Source organism: Aneurinibacillus soli, assembly GCF_002355375.1.
GTDB classification, from domain to species: Bacteria; Bacillota; Bacilli; order Aneurinibacillales; family Aneurinibacillaceae; genus Aneurinibacillus; species Aneurinibacillus soli.
Genome location: NZ_AP017312.1, coordinates 306,113 through 325,609, shown reverse-complemented (window position 1 = coordinate 325,609; position 19,497 = coordinate 306,113). Strand labels below are relative to the sequence as shown.

The window sequence follows — 19,497 nt, the reverse complement described above, 5'->3', positions numbered from 1 at the left end:
AAATACATAATTCGTGATATGATAGGGCTACTTGAAAATTGAATGATTTACTTTACGGTGCCTGATATGTTCGTATCAAGGGCTTAATAGGGAAGTTCGGTGTAAAGCCGACGCGGTCCCGCCACTGTGAAGAGGAGAGCGCTGTCATATGCTCACTGTTCCGTTATCGGAATGGGAAGGGGGCAGAGCTTGTTTGGACTCGAAGCCAGGAAACCTGCCGTAAAGCTCTGCACGATCGAACCACGAGGATGGGGCGTGTTGACTGGCGACAGGCATACTAGCAAAGTAATGTATGACCGAATTGTCTAACAATACGTCTTCCTAACCGGGAAGGCGTTTTTTATTGTACAAAACGGAAGGAGCACGGGAGATGAAACGAGGAAAACTGCTGCTGATTGGATTTGGTCCAGGAAGTGAAGCGCATCTGACTATGCGGGCGCGGACTGCGATTGAAGAATGTGAAGTGATCCTGGGATATACAACATACGTGGATTTGATTCGCGGATTACTGCGAGACGAACAGGTTGTCATGCAGGCTGGGATGACGGAAGAAGTCGGTCGGGCACAGGAAGCGGTGCGCCAGGCGGAGCTGGGCAAAGTAGTGGGCGTAATCTCCAGCGGGGATGCCGGGGTATACGGGATGGCCGGACTCGTCTATGAAGTGCTTATGGAAAAAGGTTGGACGGAAGCTGATGGGGTTGAAGTTGAAGTAGTGCCGGGGATTTCGGCGATTAACTCTTGTGCGTCTCTACTTGGAGCGCCAATTATGCATGATGCGTGTACGATCAGTCTGAGTGATCATCTGACACCATGGGAGTTGATTGCGAAGCGGATTGATGCGGCAGGTTCGGCTGATTTCGTCGTGGCTTTGTATAATCCGAAAAGCGGACGCCGGACGCGTCAGATCGAGGAGGCGCAGCGTATTCTGCTGCAATACCGCTCTCCAGATACGCCGGTCGGACTGATTAAGAGTGCGTATCGTGATCGACAATCAGTTGTTGTAACGACATTAGCAGACATGCTGAACCATGATATTGGAATGCTGACGACCGTAATTATTGGGAATAATTCAACGCGTTTGTATGACGGTAAAATGATCACGCCGCGTGGCTACCAGCGCAAGTATACGCTTGGCTCGGAGAAACAAACGCTGGCACCGCATCAGCGACTGCGGGAAGAAAATGAACCGTGGGCACTGCACAGTGTGGATGAGCAGCAGGGAACAGTAGAGGCACGACCTGCACCTGAACAGAAAAGAGAGCAGGTAGAATCTCTGTCAGCCCGTGCGCTGGCCGATGAGGCGCTCGGATGTTTGTATGGTGCGCAGGAGTCTATTGCTGTTGCATCATCTCCTTCCAGTTTTGTACAAGAGCAGATTTTTGAATTCGCGGTTTCACCTGGCGTGGCGAATAAGAAGCTGAGTGCAGCGCAGATGATGCTGCTTGCCGGGATTGTCGGAGAACGGGGCTCGATGGATTACACGCCGGATCATCAGTTTCGCATCAGCCTGCCAACCGCAAATCCGGATGAAGTCGTTAGTCGTCTTCGTGAGGCAGGACTGCTCGTGCTGCCAGTTGGGAATGTCATTACGGTAAAAGCATGCGACTTCTGTGACGGGGAGAAGACGGATTCGATCCCATATGCAGATGAGATACAGGCGCTGCTTGGTGGAATTGATGTTCCAAAAGAAATGAAAATTGGCTTTAACGGCTGTGGCATGGCGTGCTATGGCGCGGTTAAAGAGGATATCGGTATTGTATTCCGCCAGGGAAAATTCGACCTTTTCTTAGGGGCGAAGACAGTTGGACGGACCGCGCATGCCGGGCAGCCTGTAGCCGAAGGGATTGAACCGGTTGAGATTGTCGGGCTGCTTGAACGAATTATTGCCGCTTACAGAGAACATGGACATCCGAATGAACGATTCCATAAGTTTTTTAAGCGGATCAAACAGATCGAAGGCTTCACCTATGAGGAAGTGCCGGTTCCGGTACTGGCAGAAGCCGCGTGTGGAGAATAGCAGACAGGGAGGATAAGCAGCATGAGCATGGACGCAATATTATTCGTTGGCCACGGGAGTCGTGATCCGCAGGGGAATGAGGAAATTGCCGCATTTGTAGAGCAGATCAAAGAACGAATCGGGGTTCCGATTATTGAAACGTGTTTTCTGGAGTTTGCTGCCCCGGATATTGCACAGGGGCTTGCGGCTTGTGTAGAGCGTGGTGCGACAAAAGTAGCGGTCATCCCGATGATGCTTCTTCCAGCCGGACATTCGAAGCTGCATATTCCGGCAGCAATTGATGTGGCACGAAAGCAGTATCCGCATGTACAGTTCATCTATGGGCGCCCAATCGGAATTCACGAAGAAGTACTGCGTATTATAGAGGAGCGGCTGGTGGAGACAGGTTTCGATCCAGCACAACAGGCAGATGATACAGCTGTTCTGCTCGTTGGACGCGGCAGTAGTGACCCGGATGCGAACAGTGAGGTGTATAAGCTGTCTCGTCTGCTTTGGGAACGACTGCATGTGAAATGGGTGGAAACATGCTTTATTGGGGTAACCGACCCGAACGTAGAGGAAGGGATTACCCGCTGTCTGGCACTCGGTGCAAAGCGCGTCATCCTGGTTCCGTATTTACTCTTCACGGGCATCTTGATGAAGCGAATGGAAGAGAAGCTGGATGTATTCCGCGCACAATATGCGGATCAGGAATTTGTGATGACGGCTTATTTTGGATTTCATGAAGGATTGAAGACGATTTTTGAAGAGCGGGCAGCGGAAGCGCTGGCAGATGACGTGAAGATGAACTGTGATGTGTGCCAGTACCGCCTATTTGCGGTGGAGCATCTAGATCTGCATCACGACCATGATCATGATCACGGACATCATCATGACCATGGACACCACCATCATCACGATCATCATGGCCACCATCATCATGATGAGAAGGAGTCGGTCGAGTCATGATTTTGATGTTGGCAGGAACGAGTGATGCGCGGGAGTTAGCACTTCGGATACAGGGTGCCGGGTATGCGCTTCTGACCACGGTTGTGACGGAGAGTGCAGCGAAAAGCATGACCGAGGCAGGTATCCCGGTGCGTGTAGGCCGCCTGAATGCAGACGAGATTGCGGCAGTAGTCACAGAGCAGGGGTTTCAAGCGATTGTGGATGCGAGCCACCCGTTCGCAGAAGAAGCATCGCGTAGTGCACTGGAAGGGGCTGCTGCTGCGGGTGTACCGTACATTCGCTACGAGCGGCAATCCGTGGAAGAGCCGACACATCCGCTTGTAACCGTTGTTCCAGATTATGCATCTGCTGCTGAAGAAGCGGCGCAGCGCGGTGGTGTGGTGATGCTGACAACGGGAAGCAAGACATTGCAGGTGTTTGTCGAGCGATTGCGAGACGTGCCGGGTCTGACGCTTATTGCCCGGATGCTGCCACGCCGTGACAATATGGAGAAGTGTGAGCAGCTGGGTGTAGAGCAGAAGCATATCATTGCGATGCAGGGCCCGTTTTCCAAAGAGTTAAACAGTGCTCTTTATCGACAGTATGGGGTCACTCTCATGATCACAAAAGAAAGCGGCAAAGTTGGCTCTGTGGATGAGAAGTTGGAAGCAGCACTGGAGCTGGGCATCCCAACGATTCTCATTGCCCGGCCAAAGATTGACTATGGAACAGTATTCTCAGAGTTCGATGCCGTACTGGCTACCTTACATACCAAAATTGGGGAGGAAATAATCTAATGGATTTTCATACAGAATTTAAACCACTGACGGTTCAGCCGCAAGAAATCGAAAGCAAAAGCTTTGAGATGATCACAGAGGAACTGGGCGAGCATCCATTTACCGCTGACCAGTATCCTGTTGTACAGCGTGTTATCCATGCATCGGCTGACTTTGAACTTGGACGCAGTATGGTGTTTCATCGGGATGCGATTGAGTCCGGGATTAAAGCGATCCGTGAAGGACGCAAAGTGGTAGCGGACGTGCAGATGGTACAGGTCGGTATCAGTAAGCCGCGTATCGAAAAATTTGGTGGTAGTGTACACGTGTATATCTCAGATAAGGACGTTATGGAAGAAGCGAAGCGTCTGAATACGACACGGGCCATTATCTCCATGCGCAAAGCCATTAAAGAAGCAGAAGGTGGAATTTTTGTCATCGGCAACGCGCCGACTGCCCTGCTTGAACTTATCCGTCTCGTCAAAGAAGGGGAAACGCGTCCGGGTCTTGTGATCGGCGTTCCAGTTGGATTCGTATCGGCGGCAGAATCCAAAGAAGAGCTAGCGAAAATGGACATTCCATTCATTACGAATATCGGACGGAAAGGCGGAAGTCCTGTTGCCGTTGCAGCACTGAATGCCCTGTCCATTCTCGCGGAAAAGAGAGGCTAACCTCGATGACGGCACAGGAGGAAAAGCCGCTCCGACACGGCTATACAACAGGGGCAAATGCAACAGCGGCTACGAAAGCGGCTCTCCTCTCTCTGCTGGAAAAACGTGCGGTAACGGACGTGGAGATTCTGCTTCCGATAGGAGACCGGGTCTCGTTCGTGATGGATCAGGTGACGCTTGCTGATGGATATGCGGTAGCGGAAGTGATCAAAGACGGGGGAGATGATCCCGATGCCACGCATCAAGCACGTATTGTTGCGACTGTCAGTTGGCGGAACGAGCCTGGTATCGAACTGGATGGAGGAGTTGGGGTAGGCCGGGTAACGAAGCCTGGTCTGCCGGTTCCGGTCGGGGAAGCAGCGATTAATCCGGTACCGCGTCGTATGATTATGGAGACAGCAGAGGAAGTACTAGCGGAATACGGGATAAACCGGGGGATTCGCATTATCATCTCGGTTCCGGATGGAGAAGAGATCGCTAAAAAAACGCTGAACGCACGGCTTGGCATTCTTGGTGGGATCTCGATTCTTGGCACGCGTGGTACGGTCGTTCCGTTCTCAACAGCAGCCTTCAAAGCAAGCATTGCCCGGGCGGTACGGGTAGCGATCGCGTGCGGTTGTGATCATCTGATTATTACGACAGGTGGGCGAAGTGAGAAGTATGCCATACAGGAATTGTACCCGGATTACCCGGAAGAAGCGTTCATCGAGATGGGCGATTTTGTTGGATTCACGCTCAAAATGTGCCGGAATTTCGGAGCGAAAAAAGTAACGCTTGTTGGGATGATGGGCAAATTCTCCAAAGTTGCACAAGGTGTTATGATGGTGCATTCCAAAAGTGCGCCCATCAACTTTGGTTTTCTCGCGGAAGTAGCAGCACGTGCCGGTGTGTCGGAAGAGATGGTTACACAGGTACAGAAGGCAAACACGGCTTCTGAAGTAGGCGACATGATGCGGGAAAAAGGAAATACAGCCTTCTTTAGCGAGTTGTGTCGGGCCATCTGTGAATCGTCACTGCGTGAAGCAGAAGAGACTTTTGATGTGGAAGCAGTGCTCATCACGATGAAGAGTGAGCTGTTAGGAAGGGAGCTAGTAGAGTGCAGCAAGTAATTAAAGTCATCGGAATCGGAGACAGCGGGGTAGAAAGTTTACTTCCGTTGTATCGGACATGGGTTGAGGAGAGCGAGCTGCTTGTTGGCGGGGAACGCCACCTGTCGTTTTTTCCAGACTATACAGGTGAGAAGCTGGCGGTCAAAGGCGGGCTTGCCGCACTTGTAGAGCGAATTCGGGAATCTGGAAAAAAAACAGTCGTGTTGGCATCCGGTGACCCGCTATTCTATGGCATCGGATCATACCTGGCAAAGAAGCTTCCTGTTGAGGTTTATCCGGGTCTTAGTTCGGTTCAAGAAGCATTCGCTCGCATGCAGGAAAGCTGGCAGGACTGTACATTCCTCAGTGTGCACGGTCGCAGCATGCGCGGATTAGCACAGAAAATTGACGGACGTGAGAAGGTATGTGTACTGACGGATGAGACGAACAGTCCAGCCGTTATTGCGGAGTACTTGCTATCGTTTGGCATGACCGAATACCGGGCTTTTGTGGCGGAGAATCTTGGAGGCGCTGATGAGCGCACGGGCTGGTATACGCTCGAGGAGATGGCGGAACAGGAATTCGCACCGCTCAATGTCGTTGTATTGAAGCGTACGGTACCGGGTCCCGTGTGGCCGCTTGGTGTTCCAGACGAAGAATTTGCGCAGCGCAAGCCGGATAAAGGACTCATTACGAAGAAAGAAGTGCGTATACTCAGTCTCGCGGCGCTCGGTCTGCGATCAGACAGTACGGTATGGGACATCGGCACGTGCACAGGCTCAATGGCGATTGAGGCGGCCCGTATTTGTCGGGACGGTCAGGTGTTTGCGATTGAGAAGAATGAAGCCGATCTTGAGAACTGCCGAACGAATATGAAGAAGTTCCGAACGGATTTTGTAACGATACACGGGAAGGCGCCGCAGGGGATAGAAGAATTCGCTGACCCGGATGCGGTGTTTATCGGTGGCAGTGGCGGCGAGATGAAAGAGTTGCTACACATCTGTTGTACCCGTCTGAAGCAGGGAGGACGCATCGTACTGAACGCAGCGACGATTGAGACGCTGTATGAAGCGATGAAAACTTTTGCAGACGAAGGATTCGAAACAGCGGTGACATTGACGCAGATCTCACGCAGTAAGCCTATTTTACATATGAATCGGTTTGAGGGATTGAACCCGATCTATATCATAACCGCGAAGCATAGAGAGGATGAGTAAGATGGCAACAGGTATATTATATGGGGTCGGTGTTGGACCGGGCGACCCGGAACTGATTACGGTGAAGGCGTATCGCTTGATGAAAGAATCTCCGGTTATTGCCTATCCGCGCAAGCGCAAGGGCAGCAAAAGCTATGCTTATCAAATTGTTGAGAACTACATTGATCAGTCGCAAAAAGAAATGCTTGGTCTGGTGTTTCCGATGACGAAAGACCCGGATATTCTGGAGCGGGAGTGGACGCAAACGGTAGAAGCGGTGTATGAGCGTCTAGCTCAGGGCAAAGATGTTGCGTTCGTAACAGAAGGCGACCCGATGCTGTACAGCACATTCATCCATATGATGCGTCTGATGCAAGAGAAGCATCCAGAAGTACGCATCGTATCCATACCGGGAATTTCCTCGGTGAATGGTGCCGCGTCTCGTCTTGGTCTGCCGCTTGCAGACGGGGATGAGCATGTCGCGATTATTCCAGCAACAGCGGATCGGGATGAGATGAAACAAGCACTTATTAGCCATGACTGTGTTGTGTTTATTAAAGTTGCTAAAGTGATTGATGTCATGATTGATGTACTCGGAGAACTTGATCTGTTGCCGAATGCATCTGTGATTACAAAGGTAACGTCAGGTGAGGAAATCGTCTGGAATAACGTGGCGGAACTTAAAGGGCTTGAGCTTGAATACTTAACGTTAATGGTGGTGCGAAAATAATGAAAGTATACATTATCGGGGCAGGACCGGGCGACCCGGATTTAATTACGGTAAAGGGACTTAAGCTATTACAGGCAGCAGACGTTGTTTTGTGGGCAGATTCCCTTGTTAATGAAGAGCTGGTCGCAAAAGCGAAACCAGATGCAGAAGTAATCAAAACAGCTGGCATGACGCTCGAAGAAATGGTCGAGATCATGACTGAACGTACGAAAGAAGGCAAATCTGTCGTACGTGTCCATACAGGTGACCCGGCTGTATACGGCGCCATCCTAGAACAGATGGTGCTCTTGAAGAAAAACGGCGTAGACTATGAAATCGTGCCAGGTGTCAGCTCCGTATTTGCGGCAGCGGCAGCGGTCGGTGCGGAACTGACCGTACCAGAGCTAACCCAAACGCTCATCCTGACACGAGCAGAAGGACGGACACCAGTGCCGGAGCGAGAAAAACTGCGTGATCTTGCGTCTCATCATTGTACGATTGCCTTGTTCCTGAGTGCAACACTAATCAAAAAAGTAGTTGGGGAGTTCCTCGATGCGGGCTGGACACCGGATACACCGGTTGCCGTCGTATACCGTGCGAGCTGGCCGGATCAAAAAATCGTCCATTCCACACTGGAAACACTCGACGACGATATGCGGGCGAACGGCATCCGTTCCCAGGCGATGATTCTCGCGGGCTGGGCGCTTGATCCGAATATTACGGCTGAAGATCGCTTCCGTTCAAAGCTGTATGATAAGGAGTTTACACATCGTTTTCGCCGGGGGATTCCATCATCATGAGCGATCAGCAGTTGATCGAATTAACAGAAGGAGTAGTACCCGCGATTACGCAGCAGGGACGCTATGCTATAGTGGCCATTACAAAGCATGGCGTCGAAATGGCTCGTCGCCTGCTGCATACGTTCCCAGATGCAGATCTGTATTACATGAGCAAATTTGCGCGTGGGGACGAAGATACACGTGGAATTCAGTTGTTCACGGGATCAGTACGTCTGCTGTTTCCGGCGCTTTTCCCGGCCTATGACGGACTGATCTTATTCATCTCGCTCGGTGCAGTTGTACGGATGATTGCACCCGTTCTGAAGGATAAGAAAACCGATCCAGGCGTTGTTGTCATTGATGACCGGGGTGAGCATGCGATTAGTATGCTATCGGGTCATCTGGGTGGCGCGAATGAGCTGACGCGTGAAGTGGCGGCACTGATCGGGGCCAAGCCTGTAATTACAACTGCTTCGGACGTACAAAAAACCATTCCGGTTGATCTGTTTGGCCGTCGTTTTGGCTGGACATGGGACCCTGAATCTGAGAAGAAGCTGACCCCGGTCAGTGCCTCAGTTGTCAATGAGGAACATGTCGCCATTGTGCAGGAGTCGGGGGAGACGGATTGGTGGATGCACGATACGCCGATGCCGCCTTCGCTTCATGTATATCCAACGATGACAGAGGCCCTTGCGAATCAGCCGAATGCGGCCCTTCTGATTACGCATCGCCTGTTGTCGTCAGAGGAAGAAGCACTGACAGTGAACGGTGTGATCTATCGTCCGAAAAGCATTGTGCTCGGAATGGGATGCAATCGGGGGACATCAGCGGAGGAAATCGAGCAGGTGATTACGGAAACGCTCGAAGAACGGAAGTTTTCGCTTCATAGTGTGAAGGCGCTCTGCACCATTGAGCTGAAAAAAGATGAACAAGGTCTACTTGATGTATGCAATAAGTACGGCTGGGAGTTCGTGTACTATACGCCGGAACAATTGAATGAAATGAATATTACCGAGCCGTCCGATACCGTGTACAAATATACGGGAGCGTACGGTGTCAGCGAACCGGCCTGCAAACGGTACAGCGGATGCCAGACACTCGCCCTTACGAAGAAAAAATCGGGCAACGCTACCATTTCTGTGGGCGTGCTCGGGCAGTAAGGAGGATGGCTGTGGGAAATAAACGAATCATTATCGCTGGAACAGGCAGTGGAGCTGGAAAGACGACCGTTACGATTGGCTTGATGGCCGCATTTCAGCGTCGGGGGCTGACTGTACAGGGCTTCAAATGCGGGCCGGATTATATTGATCCTGCTTACCATGCGGCGATTACGGGGCGCCCATCTCGCAATCTGGATAGCTGGATGCTGCCTTCAGATACGGTTCGCTCTGTACTTGCTCGCGCCAGCCAGGACGCTGATATCTCAATTATTGAAGGTGTAATGGGGCTGTATGACGGCAAAAGCCCGACAGAAGACACCGGGAGCACGGCGGAAATTAGTCTGTTGACGGATACGCCGGTTGTGCTTGTGGTGAATGTTCACAGCATGGCGCGGAGTGCGGCAGCGGTCGTTAAGGGATTCCAACTTCTGAATCCTGCCGTTCGAATTGTCGGGGTAATTGCCAACCACGCAGGAAGCACCGGTCATGGCAAGATCATTCAGCAGGCTGTGGAGCAGGAATGTGGCATTCCGCTGCTCGGCACGCTCGTCCGGACGAATGAAATTCGGATTCCGGAGCGTCATCTGGGCCTGCTTCCAGCTGTCGAACGCGGTGAGTTGGATGCACTGTTTACAAAAGCAGGCGAGATGATTGAACAAAATATCGACCTGGATCGCTTGCTTGAACTGGCAGAAACAAATGAAATTATGGTAGAACCTGAAGCTGTACAGTCACATGGCAAGAAAATTCGCATCGCAGTGGCACGAGATGCCGCATTTAACTTCTACTATCCAGAAAATCTGGAGCTGCTCACGCAGGCCGGGGCAGAATGTGTGTATTTCAGTCCGCTTGCTGATGAGCCGGTACCGGACGGAGTAGAGGGGCTGTATATCGGCGGTGGTTTTCCAGAAGAATTCGCGCCGCAACTTGCCGATGCGAAGCACAGCCGCACGTCGATCCGGCAGGCAATCGAAGGGGGAATGCCTGCCTTTGCTGAATGCGGTGGATTCATGTATTTGACAGACGAAATCGTAACCACATCCGGTGAATCATACGCAATGATCGGTCTTGTATCAGGCAAGGCACGCATGCAGACGAAGCGGGCAGCCCTTGGATATCGGGAAGTAACCGGATTGCCGGGCAATTTCCTTCTGCCGGATGGGGCAGTGGCACGCGGCCATGAATTTCATTACTCCGTATTCGAAGCAGGGGCGGAACTGCCACATGCATACACGTCACAGGGACGATTCGGTTCGAAGTCCGAGGGAGTTGTGCTTCATAACCTAGTAGCGGGTTATACGCACCTTCACTTCGGGTCGCAGCCAGACCTGGTTCACAACTGGGTGGCAGCTTGCCTTGAGTACCGGAACACAGCAGGGAGGAGACGAGTGTAATGGCAGGAATCGTCTATTTAATTGGTGCTGGGCCGGGAGATGAGAAGCTGATTACGGTTCGGGGGCGAGAGTGCCTGGAGCGGGCAGACGTCGTCGTATATGATCGGCTGGCGAACCCGCGCTTGCTGCGATTTGCCAGCCCGGATGCGGAGTTCATCTACTGCGGCAAACTTCCGAAACAACATACTTTGCGTCAGGAAGCGATCAATGAACTGCTCGTTCGCAAGGCGCAGGAAGGCAAATGTGTGGCACGACTTAAAGGCGGTGACCCTGGCGTGTTTGGTCGGGTAGGGGAGGAAGCTGCCGAGCTTGCGGCTCATCATATCCCGTTCGAAATTGTGCCGGGCATTACATCGGGCATTGCTGCGCCGCTATATGCCGGCATTCCGGTGACGCATCGGGAATACGGAACTTCCTTTGCGATCGTGACCGGGCATACAAAAGGCGAAGACGGGAAGCCTTCTATTGACTGGGCTGCGCTCGCCAGTGGAATTGATACGATTGCATTCTATATGGGTGTTTCGAATCTGCCGCACATTTGCGCGAATCTGATTCAGCATGGACGTAGTGCCGATACGCCTGTTGCTCTGATCGGTTGGGGCACGTTTGGCCGTCAACGTACGGTAACGGGAACACTCGCGACAATCGTGCAAAAAGTGGATGACGCACAACTCATGAATCCAGCGCTTACCCTGGTAGGTTCTATCGTGGAGCTTCGTGACACCATCGCCTGGTTTGAGAAAAAGCCGCTGTTTGGCCGTCGCATTCTGTTAGCTCGTACTGGTGGGGAAGCTGGAACGATGGCAGATGCGCTACTTGAACAGGGAGCGGACGTTGTCGAATATCCACGCTATACACTTTGCCCGGCAGTGGACGCGGCAAAGCTGGAACGAATCCGGAATAGCGTGAAAGATGATGCGCTTTTATTTACATCCCCAGAAAGTGTCGGTTTCTTTTTCCGGGCCTATCAGGATATGGGGCTCGACATACGTGATCTGCGGGCCGAATTGTACGCTTTATCGACCCGTACACAGGCACGGCTGGCAGAGCGTGGTCTGCAGGCTTCGATCCTTACCGGGCCATCGCCGGGCAAAGGGCTTCTACTTGGAGGCAGTGAGGAGCACGAAAAGAATCCGGCGTATACGTGCGATACACTTTCTTTGTATGAAAAGCAGCCGCACAAGGAATATAACCGAATGATGGAGCGGGTGCTTGCGGAAGAGCCGCGCGACACCATTGTTTTCCCGAGTGCGGCGTCTGTTTCCGTACTGATGCATGCCTTAGCGGAAACAGATATGGATGTCTCCGGTATTCTTCGCGCCGCACAGCTTGTCTGTATGGGGCCAAAAACAGCAGAAGCGATTCGTCAGGCAGGATACGAACCGCATATTATCACTGATTCTCCTTCGCTTGCGAGTTTGCTTGCAAGCTTATCTCCTGCTGATGTGTCTTTGTCATAACTCTGGATTAGATTATGCCGGTGCGGCGAACCGCACCCGGCTTTTTTATTTGTACGCTTTTCCTTTTGTTAGGATGCATGGGACCCCTTTACCGATGTTTGTGCCGGGCTGGGTCATTCTGTCGAGATACGCCAGGCCACGCTGGCACTGCTGCGTACAGACCCGGCACTTATCTGACGTTACGACTTTCATATTAAAACGGTTACGGTCCTCATGTTGAATCGGAGTGATTTTCTTCTTCGTACCCGGTTTTTTCGCTGCTTTTGCCATCCTCGTTGCCCCCTTTGTGTTTTGTGTTCCCTGTCATCATATGAGGCCTGGGCCTGGGCTGCTCCATATTTTTTGAAGATAAAAAGAGGATTTTGCCCAACAAGAGCAAACAATTTAGGGAGAGCAATGTTTAAAGCCAGCTCAATATTGGAAAAATGGATATAGGCGGTATCATTCTATGAAAATCAAAATCCGTTAAGGAGGAGTACATAATGAATAAAACACAGTTAATTGAGAAAGTAGTAGAAGTAACAGATATGACAAAAAAAGAAGCATCTGCGGCGGTAGAAGCGGTATTTGATGCGATTACAGAAGCGCTGAAAGAAGGCGAAAAAGTACAGTTGATCGGGTTTGGAAACTTTGAAAGCCGCGAACGTGCAGCTCGCAAAGGCCGTAACCCACAAACAGGCGAAGAAATCGAGATTGCAGCGAGCAAAGTGCCAGCATTCTCACCGGGTAAAGCGCTGAAAGATGCCGTAAACGGTCGCTAATCTCGCATTTATACACAAAATAGGTTGCTAGACAAAAAAAGAGTGCAAAAGGCGCGAAAACCCTTTGCACTCTTTTTTTTATTAAGTAAGGTAGGTGTAACCTTAGATGTGAGAAATACCAAAACAAATCAAAACGAATACAGACATAATCAGCGACATTGTCCCGAATAGAGACATAGCTGATTTTAATTGATCCATTCTTGCTCGCCCCCGCTTTATTCAATCACTTGCACTTTCCTATTATAAATACCTTTTGGTGTAATATCTATTAGGATTTTCAAAAAAATAGTAAAAATATCCTAAATGTACTGATTAAAAGAAGAAGTGTTTGTTTCTTCCTTATCATCTGTATAAGCTACACATTCTGAAGCAGAATGATGAATGAAAAATGGTTTGAACGGTCTTGTAATTGCTGTATGTGGTAGTTGCTTTTTTGGGTAGGAAACAGACGGCTCTGGCATCATCTCATGTGCAACACGTGATAGACGCTGCATTCGTTCTCGATTCATCCTACCAACCCCCTTGTAAGTCCTTATAACTATATTATCGGTAGTTCTTATGGATTATTAATACGTAAATCAAAGAAATTACCTTTTTACGTTATAATAAAAAGAAAGGGGGATGGGTAATGAAACTTGCGAATCATTTGCTTTCGATTCTTGAGTCACTGCATGATGCCGTGCTGGTCATCGCACGGGACAGTACCATTGTGTATATTAACAATGCATACTCAGTTCAGTTTGGTGTGCCCGCTGACAAACTGATTGGGCGTAAGTTAAGCAAGGTTGAGCCGAAAGCGCGCATTCATGACGTGTTGAAAAACGGACAACCGTTGATTAATGATTACAGCTATCTTCACTCGCTGAACATCCATGTTTTCGCCAATATCACGCCATTGATAGAGAATGGTGAGCTGATCGGGGCGGTTGCCATTATGAAAGATATAAGCGAATTTTACGCGTTACAGGATGAGTTAGAGCGGTATAAAACATACTCTACCCGGCTGGAAGAACAGCTGCATAATAAAATTTTTGAAATGCTGGAGAGTCATGTTCCAGTGATGAGGCAGGCTGTGCATATAGCCCGCCAGGTAGCTGAGTCGGAAGCTACGATCATGTTGTATGGGGAGACCGGGGTAGGCAAAGAAGTGTTCGCCCGGGCGATTCATGAAGCGAGTCCACGCCGGGATCGTGAGTTTGTGGCGATTAATATGGCCTCACTACCGGAATCCTTGTTTGAAAGTGAGTTGTTTGGCTTTGAGGACGGATCGTTTACCGGATCACGCAAAGGGGGGAAGAAAGGGCTTCTGGAGCTGGCGGAAGGTGGTACGCTGTTTCTTGATGAGATTGGGGAGCTGTCGCTATTTCTTCAGGCCAAACTGTTGCGTGTATTGCAGGAGCGTTTGTTTCGTAGGGTCGGTGGAACGAATCCAGTCCCGCTCAATGTACGCATCATCGGAGCGACGAATCGTAATTTAAACAAGATGATGGAAACCGGGGCGTTCCGCAATGATCTGTATTATCGGCTGCACGTTGTTCCCATCCATATCCCACCGCTGCGGGAAAGAAAGCCGGATCTTCCGCTGCTTATTCATACAATTATGGGTGATTTAAGCATGAAATACGGAAAACATATTACGCTCACGCAAGAAGTGTACGAGATGTTTGAGCAATACGATTGGCCGGGGAACGTGCGTGAGCTTGGGAATGTGTTAGAGCGAATGACAGCGATCTGCCCACGTTCATATTTTGTACCGGATGATGTGCCGGAGAGTATTCGGCAGGAGAGAGAAGCAGAGAAGATGGAAGATACCACGCCTATTTATGAGGGGGGGATCGGGCTTCCTGGGGCTATCGAGCAAACGGAGAAAGAAATGATTATAGAAGCGTTGCGAGTGAGTCGGACAAAAACGGCGGCAATCGAGCGTCTGGGGATTAGTCGAAAAGCTTTTTATCAAAAGTTGAAAAAATACGGATTGCTGTAGGTTTTTTTGTTTCTATAGGAAACAATTCGGAAACAAAGATACAACTTTGTATCCTTAAGAAATGATATAATCTCATATTGTTTTGAAAAAACCAAAAATTTTTCTGGGAAAACTGGCATTATTATTGCTAGAATAAAAGTATATCGAATAAGGAGTTTTTATTACGGAGGTGGAGAATGATGAAAGTTACATGGGAACTGAAAGACCGACTCGGTGTCATTACGATTGATGCGCCGCCGGTGAATGCCCTGAATGCAGCGTTTTTTGAACAGATGGATGAGCTGTTGAATCAGATTGATGATAACTGCGCGGCTATTATCATTACAGGTGCCGGGGAGAAGGCTTTTGTTGCTGGAGCAGACATTAAGGAATTTCCGCAGCTTGGGCAGGCAGAAGGTGTCGAATTGTGCAAGCGTGGACAAGGTATTTTCAATCGAATTGCAGGGCTGAAGCAGCCGGTTATCGCCGCGATTGACGGATTTGCACTGGGTGGCGGGTTAGAGTTGGCACTGGCATGCGATTTCCGAATTGCGAGCCGCAAATCACAGCTCGGTCTGCCAGAAGTGAAGCTGGGCATCATTCCAGGATACGGCGGTACACAGCGCCTCGCTCGTCTCGTTGGGCCGGGCAAAGCCAAACAGCTTATTTTCTCTGGAGAATTCATATCAGCAGAAGAAGCAGAGCGCATTGGACTTGTAGAACAATTGGTTGATATAGACGCATTGACAGAAGCAAAGCGCTGGGCGGGGATCATTCTAGAACGAGGTCCACTTGCGGTGCAGGCGGCGAAGCGTGTTATTGATCGCGGGCTTGCTACATCACTGGAAGAGGGCTTGAATGAAGAAGCACAGGCTTTTGGTGAGATTTGTCTGACAGAAGATAAAAATGAAGGAGTGGCGGCATTTTTTGAACGTCGTGCTCCACAATTTCAGAATAAATAAAAAGCGGGGGACTAAGAGATGGCACAGAAGATTGGAATTATCGGATTCGGAACGATGGGTTCCGGCATTGCACAGGCAGCAGTAGAAGCTGGATTTGAAGTGGTAGCAGTTGAGCAGAAAGCCGAGTTCTTTGACCGGGGCTTAAGCGGCATTCAGAAAAACTGGAACCGTGGTATTGAGAAAGGCCGTCTGACAGAAGAGAAGAAGAAAGAATACGAGGCATTACTTACGACAACAACGGAATGGGAAGCGTTGGGCGAGGTGTCCTTCATCATTGAAGCAGTAAGCGAGAACATGGCGCTTAAAAAAGAACTGTTTGCAAAATTGGATAAAGTCGCAGCAGAAGGCGTTGTCATGGCGACAAACACATCCGGTTTGAGCGTAACCGAAATCGCGAGTGTAACGAACCGTGCGGATAAAGTGATCGGTGTTCACTTCTTCAACCCGGTTCCGGTTATGAAGCTGGTTGAGTTGATTCGTGGCCAAAGCACATCAGAAGAAACGTATCAGGCAGCGAAAGAGGTTGTTGAGAAAATCGGTAAAGATCCGATCGACGTGAAAGAAGCACCGCTGTTTGCGGTAAACCGTATTCTCGTGCCGATGATTAATGAAGCTATTTTTGTGTTGATGGAAGGTACAGCAAGTGCAGAAGACATCGACAAAGGCATGAAGCTCGGCGCAAACCATCCGATTGGACCGCTGGCACTGGCTGACCTGATTGGTCTCGATACCCTTCTGTATGTACAGGATTCTCTGTATGAAGAAACACAGGATTCCAAATACCGCAGCGCACCTCTTCTGCGCAAGCTTGTTCGTGCAGGCCATCTCGGACGTAAATCCGGTAAAGGATTCTATGATTATACGAAGGGAACGAAGTGAAAATGAGCTTTGCACTGACAGACGAGCAGAAAGAAATACAACAGGGAATTCACAAACTAGCGCAGGAAAAAATCAAGCCACGTGCAGCGGAAATCGACGAAAAGGCCGAGTACCCGTTTGACATCAAAGAGCTGCTAAGCGAATACGGCTACATTGGTGCAAATCTGCCGGAACAATACGGTGGTGCCGGACTTGATCTGCTTAGCTACTGCTTGATCGTCGAGGAAGTGGCGCGTGTGTGCGCGTCCTCTTCCCAGGTGCTAACTGTACAGGAGCTTGGTACATTGCCTATCATTATTGGTGGCAGTGAGCAGCTCAAAGAGCGCTACGTGCATGATCTGGCAACCGGACGCAAGATTGCTGCATTTGGCCTGACGGAACCCGGTGCCGGCTCAGATGTGAAAAATATGAAAACACGTGCCGAAAAAGACGGACGTTACTATCGTCTGAACGGACAGAAGTGCTTCATCAGCAATGGTGGCGCAGCAGATGTATACAGCGTGTTTGCGAAAACCGACAAAGGGTATGCGGCTTTTGCTATTGAGAAGGACACACCGGGTTTTGTCATAGGCAAACTAGAAAAGAAAATGGGCATTAAAGGCTCACCGACCGCTGAGATTTTCTTCGAGGACTGCATGGTTCCAGAAGAAAATATGATTGGCGAAGACGGCGAAGGATTTCTTGTTGCGATGAAGACGCTGGATAAAACACGACCAGGCATTGGAGCGCAGGCACTTGGCATCGCGCAGGGTGCACTGGATGTATGTCTGGAGTACGTGAAAGAGCGCGAACAGTTCGGACGCCCGATCGGCTCTTTCCAGGCCATTCAATTCATGCTAGCAGATATGGCGATTCAGATTGAAGCGGCGCGTGGACTTGTATACCGTGCGGCGGCTTCTCTTGACAACCTTGGCAGTAAAGGTAAAGACCCATCCATGATGAAGCTTGCTTCCATGGCGAAAGTATTCGCATCGGATACGGCGATGAAAGTAACAACGGATGCGGTGCAGATTCTGGGTGGCTACGGCTACATTCAGGAATTTCCGGTGGAGCGCATGATGCGCGACGCCAAAATCACACAAATTTACGAGGGAACGAACCAGATTCAGCGTGTGGTGATTTCCCGTTCGATCATGTAATGTAGGAGGAATAAGGATGGCGGCTTCGGAACAACTTCCCTTTGTATTTATTCACGGCGCAGGCGGAACCAAAGCAAAATATCGCGGTATCGAGACGTATCTCGAAGGTGCACCGATTCATATCATCGAACTGCCGGGGCATGGAGATAATGAGGTACCGTACTGCACAACGATTGAGCAACAGGCGGCCTGGTTACAGGAGCAACTTGGTGAAGAAGATGTCATTCTCGTCGGTCATTCTATGGGTGGACTCGTGGGCATTGAGCTTGTGGCCCGCACATCTCACGTGAAGGGGCTTGTCTTAAATGCCAGTCATTATGAGATGCCAGTGCATCCAAAAATTCTTGCTGAACTTGAAGCAGGCACGTTCCCTGACATGCTCTTTACCGCTTCGTATGGAAAAGACGCTTCTGTAGAGCTGATTGAAGAAGAGCGTGCTCAGCTGTCAGCGGTGCCGATGGACGTGACGCATGCGGATTTTGCGGCTTGCAGTGCGTACAAAGGAGAAGATACATTCCGCAGTCTGACCGTTCCCATTCTTGCTCTGTACGGAACAGAAGACCGGCTTTTACCAAAAGGTGCGAAGGAAAAAGCTGTTGTGAGTAATGAACGGGTTAATGCAATCGAAATTGAAGGCGCAAGCCATTATATTATGCTTGAGAAGCCAGAAGCATTTGCGAAAGCTCTGCTTTCGTTTCGTAAAGACATTCTCGCAGCTGTACAATAAGGAATAGTATAAACACCTGATTCTACTTTTTTGGAATCGGGTGTTTTGTTTTTCTGTGCGCTATAATAAAAGCGGTGTAGTATATCTGGATTTTTAGGAAAGGAACGGAGGATATGGTGAAAAAATGGTTAAGCTTGTTCATTAGTTTTTCTCTCGTGCTGGGAGTGGTAAGTTTACCGGCTCAGGCAGCAGGAACGGCCAGTGTAGTTGCCACGGGCAAGACGGTAAGCTTCAGCGGGGGAAAGCGAGCGGTGAAGCTTGTGTATGTGAACCTGAATGATGCGAAGCTCGAGATATTGCCTGTGCTGGCAGGCAATAAGATTGGATCAACAGAAAGCCTGGAGAGTATGGCGAAGCGTACGGGAGCTTATGCGGCAATTAATGGTTCATTTTTTAATTCCTATGATAAAGGGGCGTATAAAAAGACGCACGGAGAAATCATTATTAATTATCAGGAAGTAAACGAAGGATGGACCGGAGCTTCTATTGGCTTCACGGAAGCCAATAAGCCTGTTATCGGAAGCTCTCGCAGCTTTAAAACAATGGACGAGCAGTTCGAGAATATGACAAGTGCAGGTCCGACCTTGCTGCAAGGAGGTAAAATCGTTCTGAACCCGAAAGCGGAAGGGATGAATGATCCAAAAATTACAACACAGAGCGGGCAGCGCAGCTTTATCGGATATACAAAAACAAATCGACTTGTATTGGGAACTGTGCCGAACGTTACAACCGGACAACTGGCACAAATCTGCAAAGCACTTGATCTGGAAGCGGCACTGAATATGGACGGAGGTGCTTCATCCGGCTTGTATGCAAATGGGAAATATGTAACTAAGCCCGGACGCCTGCTAAGCAATGCACTTGTGATTATTCCAAAGAAATAACTACC

Annotated in this window: 20 protein-coding genes and 1 riboswitch; of the genes, 18 read left to right on the top strand and 2 right to left on the bottom strand. The window is 49.9% G+C overall.

Going from position 1 to position 19,497, the window contains the following annotated elements; translation table 11 throughout:
- Nucleotides 1–38 precede the first annotated feature (38 nt).
- Nucleotides 39–236, top strand: a riboswitch (cobalamin riboswitch).
- A gap of 134 nt (nt 237–370) precedes the next feature.
- From cobJ to cobA, 11 genes are read left to right on the top strand one after another with little or no spacing between them, the layout of a single operon-like run.
- The gene (gene cobJ, locus CB4_RS01805; protein WP_096463316.1) at nt 371–2,017 is read left to right on the top strand and encodes a precorrin-3B C(17)-methyltransferase; all 1,647 of its coding nucleotides are present in this window, start codon (nt 371–373) and stop codon (nt 2,015–2,017) included.
- Between the two features lie 27 nt (nt 2,018–2,044).
- Nucleotides 2,045–2,965 (top strand): sirohydrochlorin chelatase, encoded by a 921-nt coding sequence (locus CB4_RS01800; RefSeq protein ID WP_096467587.1) that lies wholly within the window; start codon nt 2,045–2,047, stop codon nt 2,963–2,965.
- On the top strand, nt 2,962–3,741 hold the full coding sequence (gene cobK / locus CB4_RS01795; RefSeq protein WP_096463315.1) for a precorrin-6A reductase: 780 nt from the start codon (nt 2,962–2,964) through the stop codon (nt 3,739–3,741). Before CB4_RS01800 ends, cobK begins: the two co-directional genes overlap by 4 nt.
- Nucleotides 3,741–4,391, top strand: coding sequence for a precorrin-8X methylmutase (locus CB4_RS01790; protein ID WP_096463314.1), 651 nt, complete (start codon nt 3,741–3,743; stop codon nt 4,389–4,391). The genes cobK and CB4_RS01790 overlap by 1 nt, the downstream gene beginning before the upstream one ends.
- 5 nt (nt 4,392–4,396) lie before the next feature.
- Nucleotides 4,397–5,500 (top strand): cobalt-precorrin-5B (C(1))-methyltransferase, encoded by a 1,104-nt coding sequence (locus CB4_RS01785; protein WP_096463313.1) that lies wholly within the window; start codon nt 4,397–4,399, stop codon nt 5,498–5,500.
- On the top strand, nt 5,488–6,696 hold the full coding sequence (gene cbiE, locus CB4_RS01780) for a precorrin-6y C5,15-methyltransferase (decarboxylating) subunit CbiE (RefSeq protein WP_096463312.1): 1,209 nt from the start codon (nt 5,488–5,490) through the stop codon (nt 6,694–6,696). The genes CB4_RS01785 and cbiE overlap by 13 nt, the downstream gene beginning before the upstream one ends.
- Nucleotides 6,689–7,405 (top strand): precorrin-2 C(20)-methyltransferase, encoded by a 717-nt coding sequence (gene cobI, locus CB4_RS01775; RefSeq protein WP_096463311.1) that lies wholly within the window; start codon nt 6,689–6,691, stop codon nt 7,403–7,405. The genes cbiE and cobI overlap by 8 nt, the downstream gene beginning before the upstream one ends.
- Nucleotides 7,405–8,184 carry a precorrin-4 C(11)-methyltransferase gene (gene cobM / locus CB4_RS01770; RefSeq protein ID WP_096463310.1) on the top strand — a complete coding sequence of 260 codons (780 nt, stop codon included), beginning with the start codon at nt 7,405–7,407 and terminating at the stop codon, nt 8,182–8,184. The genes cobI and cobM overlap by 1 nt, the downstream gene beginning before the upstream one ends.
- Nucleotides 8,181–9,323, top strand: coding sequence for a cobalt-precorrin 5A hydrolase (locus tag CB4_RS01765; protein WP_096463309.1), 1,143 nt, complete (start codon nt 8,181–8,183; stop codon nt 9,321–9,323). The genes cobM and CB4_RS01765 overlap by 4 nt, the downstream gene beginning before the upstream one ends.
- Before the next feature lie 5 nt (nt 9,324–9,328).
- Nucleotides 9,329–10,717, top strand: a complete 1,389-nt coding sequence (locus CB4_RS01760) for a cobyrinic acid a,c-diamide synthase CobB (protein ID WP_096463308.1) — start codon at nt 9,329–9,331, stop codon at nt 10,715–10,717.
- Nucleotides 10,717–12,177 carry a uroporphyrinogen-III C-methyltransferase gene (gene cobA, locus CB4_RS01755; RefSeq protein ID WP_096463307.1) on the top strand — a complete coding sequence of 487 codons (1,461 nt, stop codon included), beginning with the start codon at nt 10,717–10,719 and terminating at the stop codon, nt 12,175–12,177. The genes CB4_RS01760 and cobA overlap by 1 nt, the downstream gene beginning before the upstream one ends.
- A gap of 45 nt (nt 12,178–12,222) precedes the next feature.
- On the opposite strand, the gene CB4_RS01750 is transcribed toward cobA, so the two are convergent.
- Nucleotides 12,223–12,447: a hypothetical protein gene (locus CB4_RS01750; protein WP_096463306.1), complete on the bottom strand. Its 225-nt coding sequence runs from the start codon at nt 12,445–12,447 to the stop codon at nt 12,223–12,225.
- A gap of 212 nt (nt 12,448–12,659) precedes the next feature.
- Between CB4_RS01750 and CB4_RS01745 the strand changes: the two genes are divergently transcribed.
- A complete protein-coding gene (locus CB4_RS01745; RefSeq protein ID WP_096463305.1) occupies nt 12,660–12,938 on the top strand; it encodes an HU family DNA-binding protein in 279 nt (92 codons plus the stop codon).
- Nucleotides 12,939–13,237: 299 nt separating this feature from the next.
- On the opposite strand, the gene CB4_RS01740 is transcribed toward CB4_RS01745, so the two are convergent.
- Entirely contained in the window at nt 13,238–13,447 is a 210-nt protein-coding gene (locus tag CB4_RS01740) for a hypothetical protein (protein ID WP_096463304.1), read from the bottom strand.
- A gap of 119 nt (nt 13,448–13,566) precedes the next feature.
- Here CB4_RS01740 and CB4_RS01735 point away from each other — a divergent pair, with 119 nt between their 5' ends.
- The 6 genes from CB4_RS01735 (at nt 13,567) to CB4_RS01710 (ending at nt 19,492) form a co-directional block, all read left to right on the top strand.
- Nucleotides 13,567–14,922 carry a sigma-54 interaction domain-containing protein gene (locus tag CB4_RS01735; protein ID WP_096463303.1) on the top strand — a complete coding sequence of 452 codons (1,356 nt, stop codon included), beginning with the start codon at nt 13,567–13,569 and terminating at the stop codon, nt 14,920–14,922.
- Nucleotides 14,923–15,098: 176 nt separating this feature from the next.
- Nucleotides 15,099–15,863, top strand: a complete 765-nt coding sequence (locus CB4_RS01730) for an enoyl-CoA hydratase/isomerase family protein (RefSeq protein WP_096463302.1) — start codon at nt 15,099–15,101, stop codon at nt 15,861–15,863.
- An 18-nt stretch (nt 15,864–15,881) separates the two neighbouring features.
- Nucleotides 15,882–16,742 (top strand): 3-hydroxybutyryl-CoA dehydrogenase, encoded by an 861-nt coding sequence (locus tag CB4_RS01725; RefSeq protein WP_096463301.1) that lies wholly within the window; start codon nt 15,882–15,884, stop codon nt 16,740–16,742.
- Nucleotides 16,743–16,744: 2 nt separating this feature from the next.
- On the top strand, nt 16,745–17,881 hold the full coding sequence (locus CB4_RS01720) for an acyl-CoA dehydrogenase family protein (protein WP_096463300.1): 1,137 nt from the start codon (nt 16,745–16,747) through the stop codon (nt 17,879–17,881).
- 16 nt (nt 17,882–17,897) lie between these two features.
- A complete protein-coding gene (locus CB4_RS01715) occupies nt 17,898–18,608 on the top strand; it encodes an alpha/beta fold hydrolase (RefSeq protein WP_096463299.1) in 711 nt (236 codons plus the stop codon).
- A gap of 113 nt (nt 18,609–18,721) precedes the next feature.
- The gene (locus CB4_RS01710; RefSeq protein WP_096463298.1) at nt 18,722–19,492 is read left to right on the top strand and encodes a phosphodiester glycosidase family protein; all 771 of its coding nucleotides are present in this window, start codon (nt 18,722–18,724) and stop codon (nt 19,490–19,492) included.
- Nucleotides 19,493–19,497: the final 5 nt, after the last annotated feature.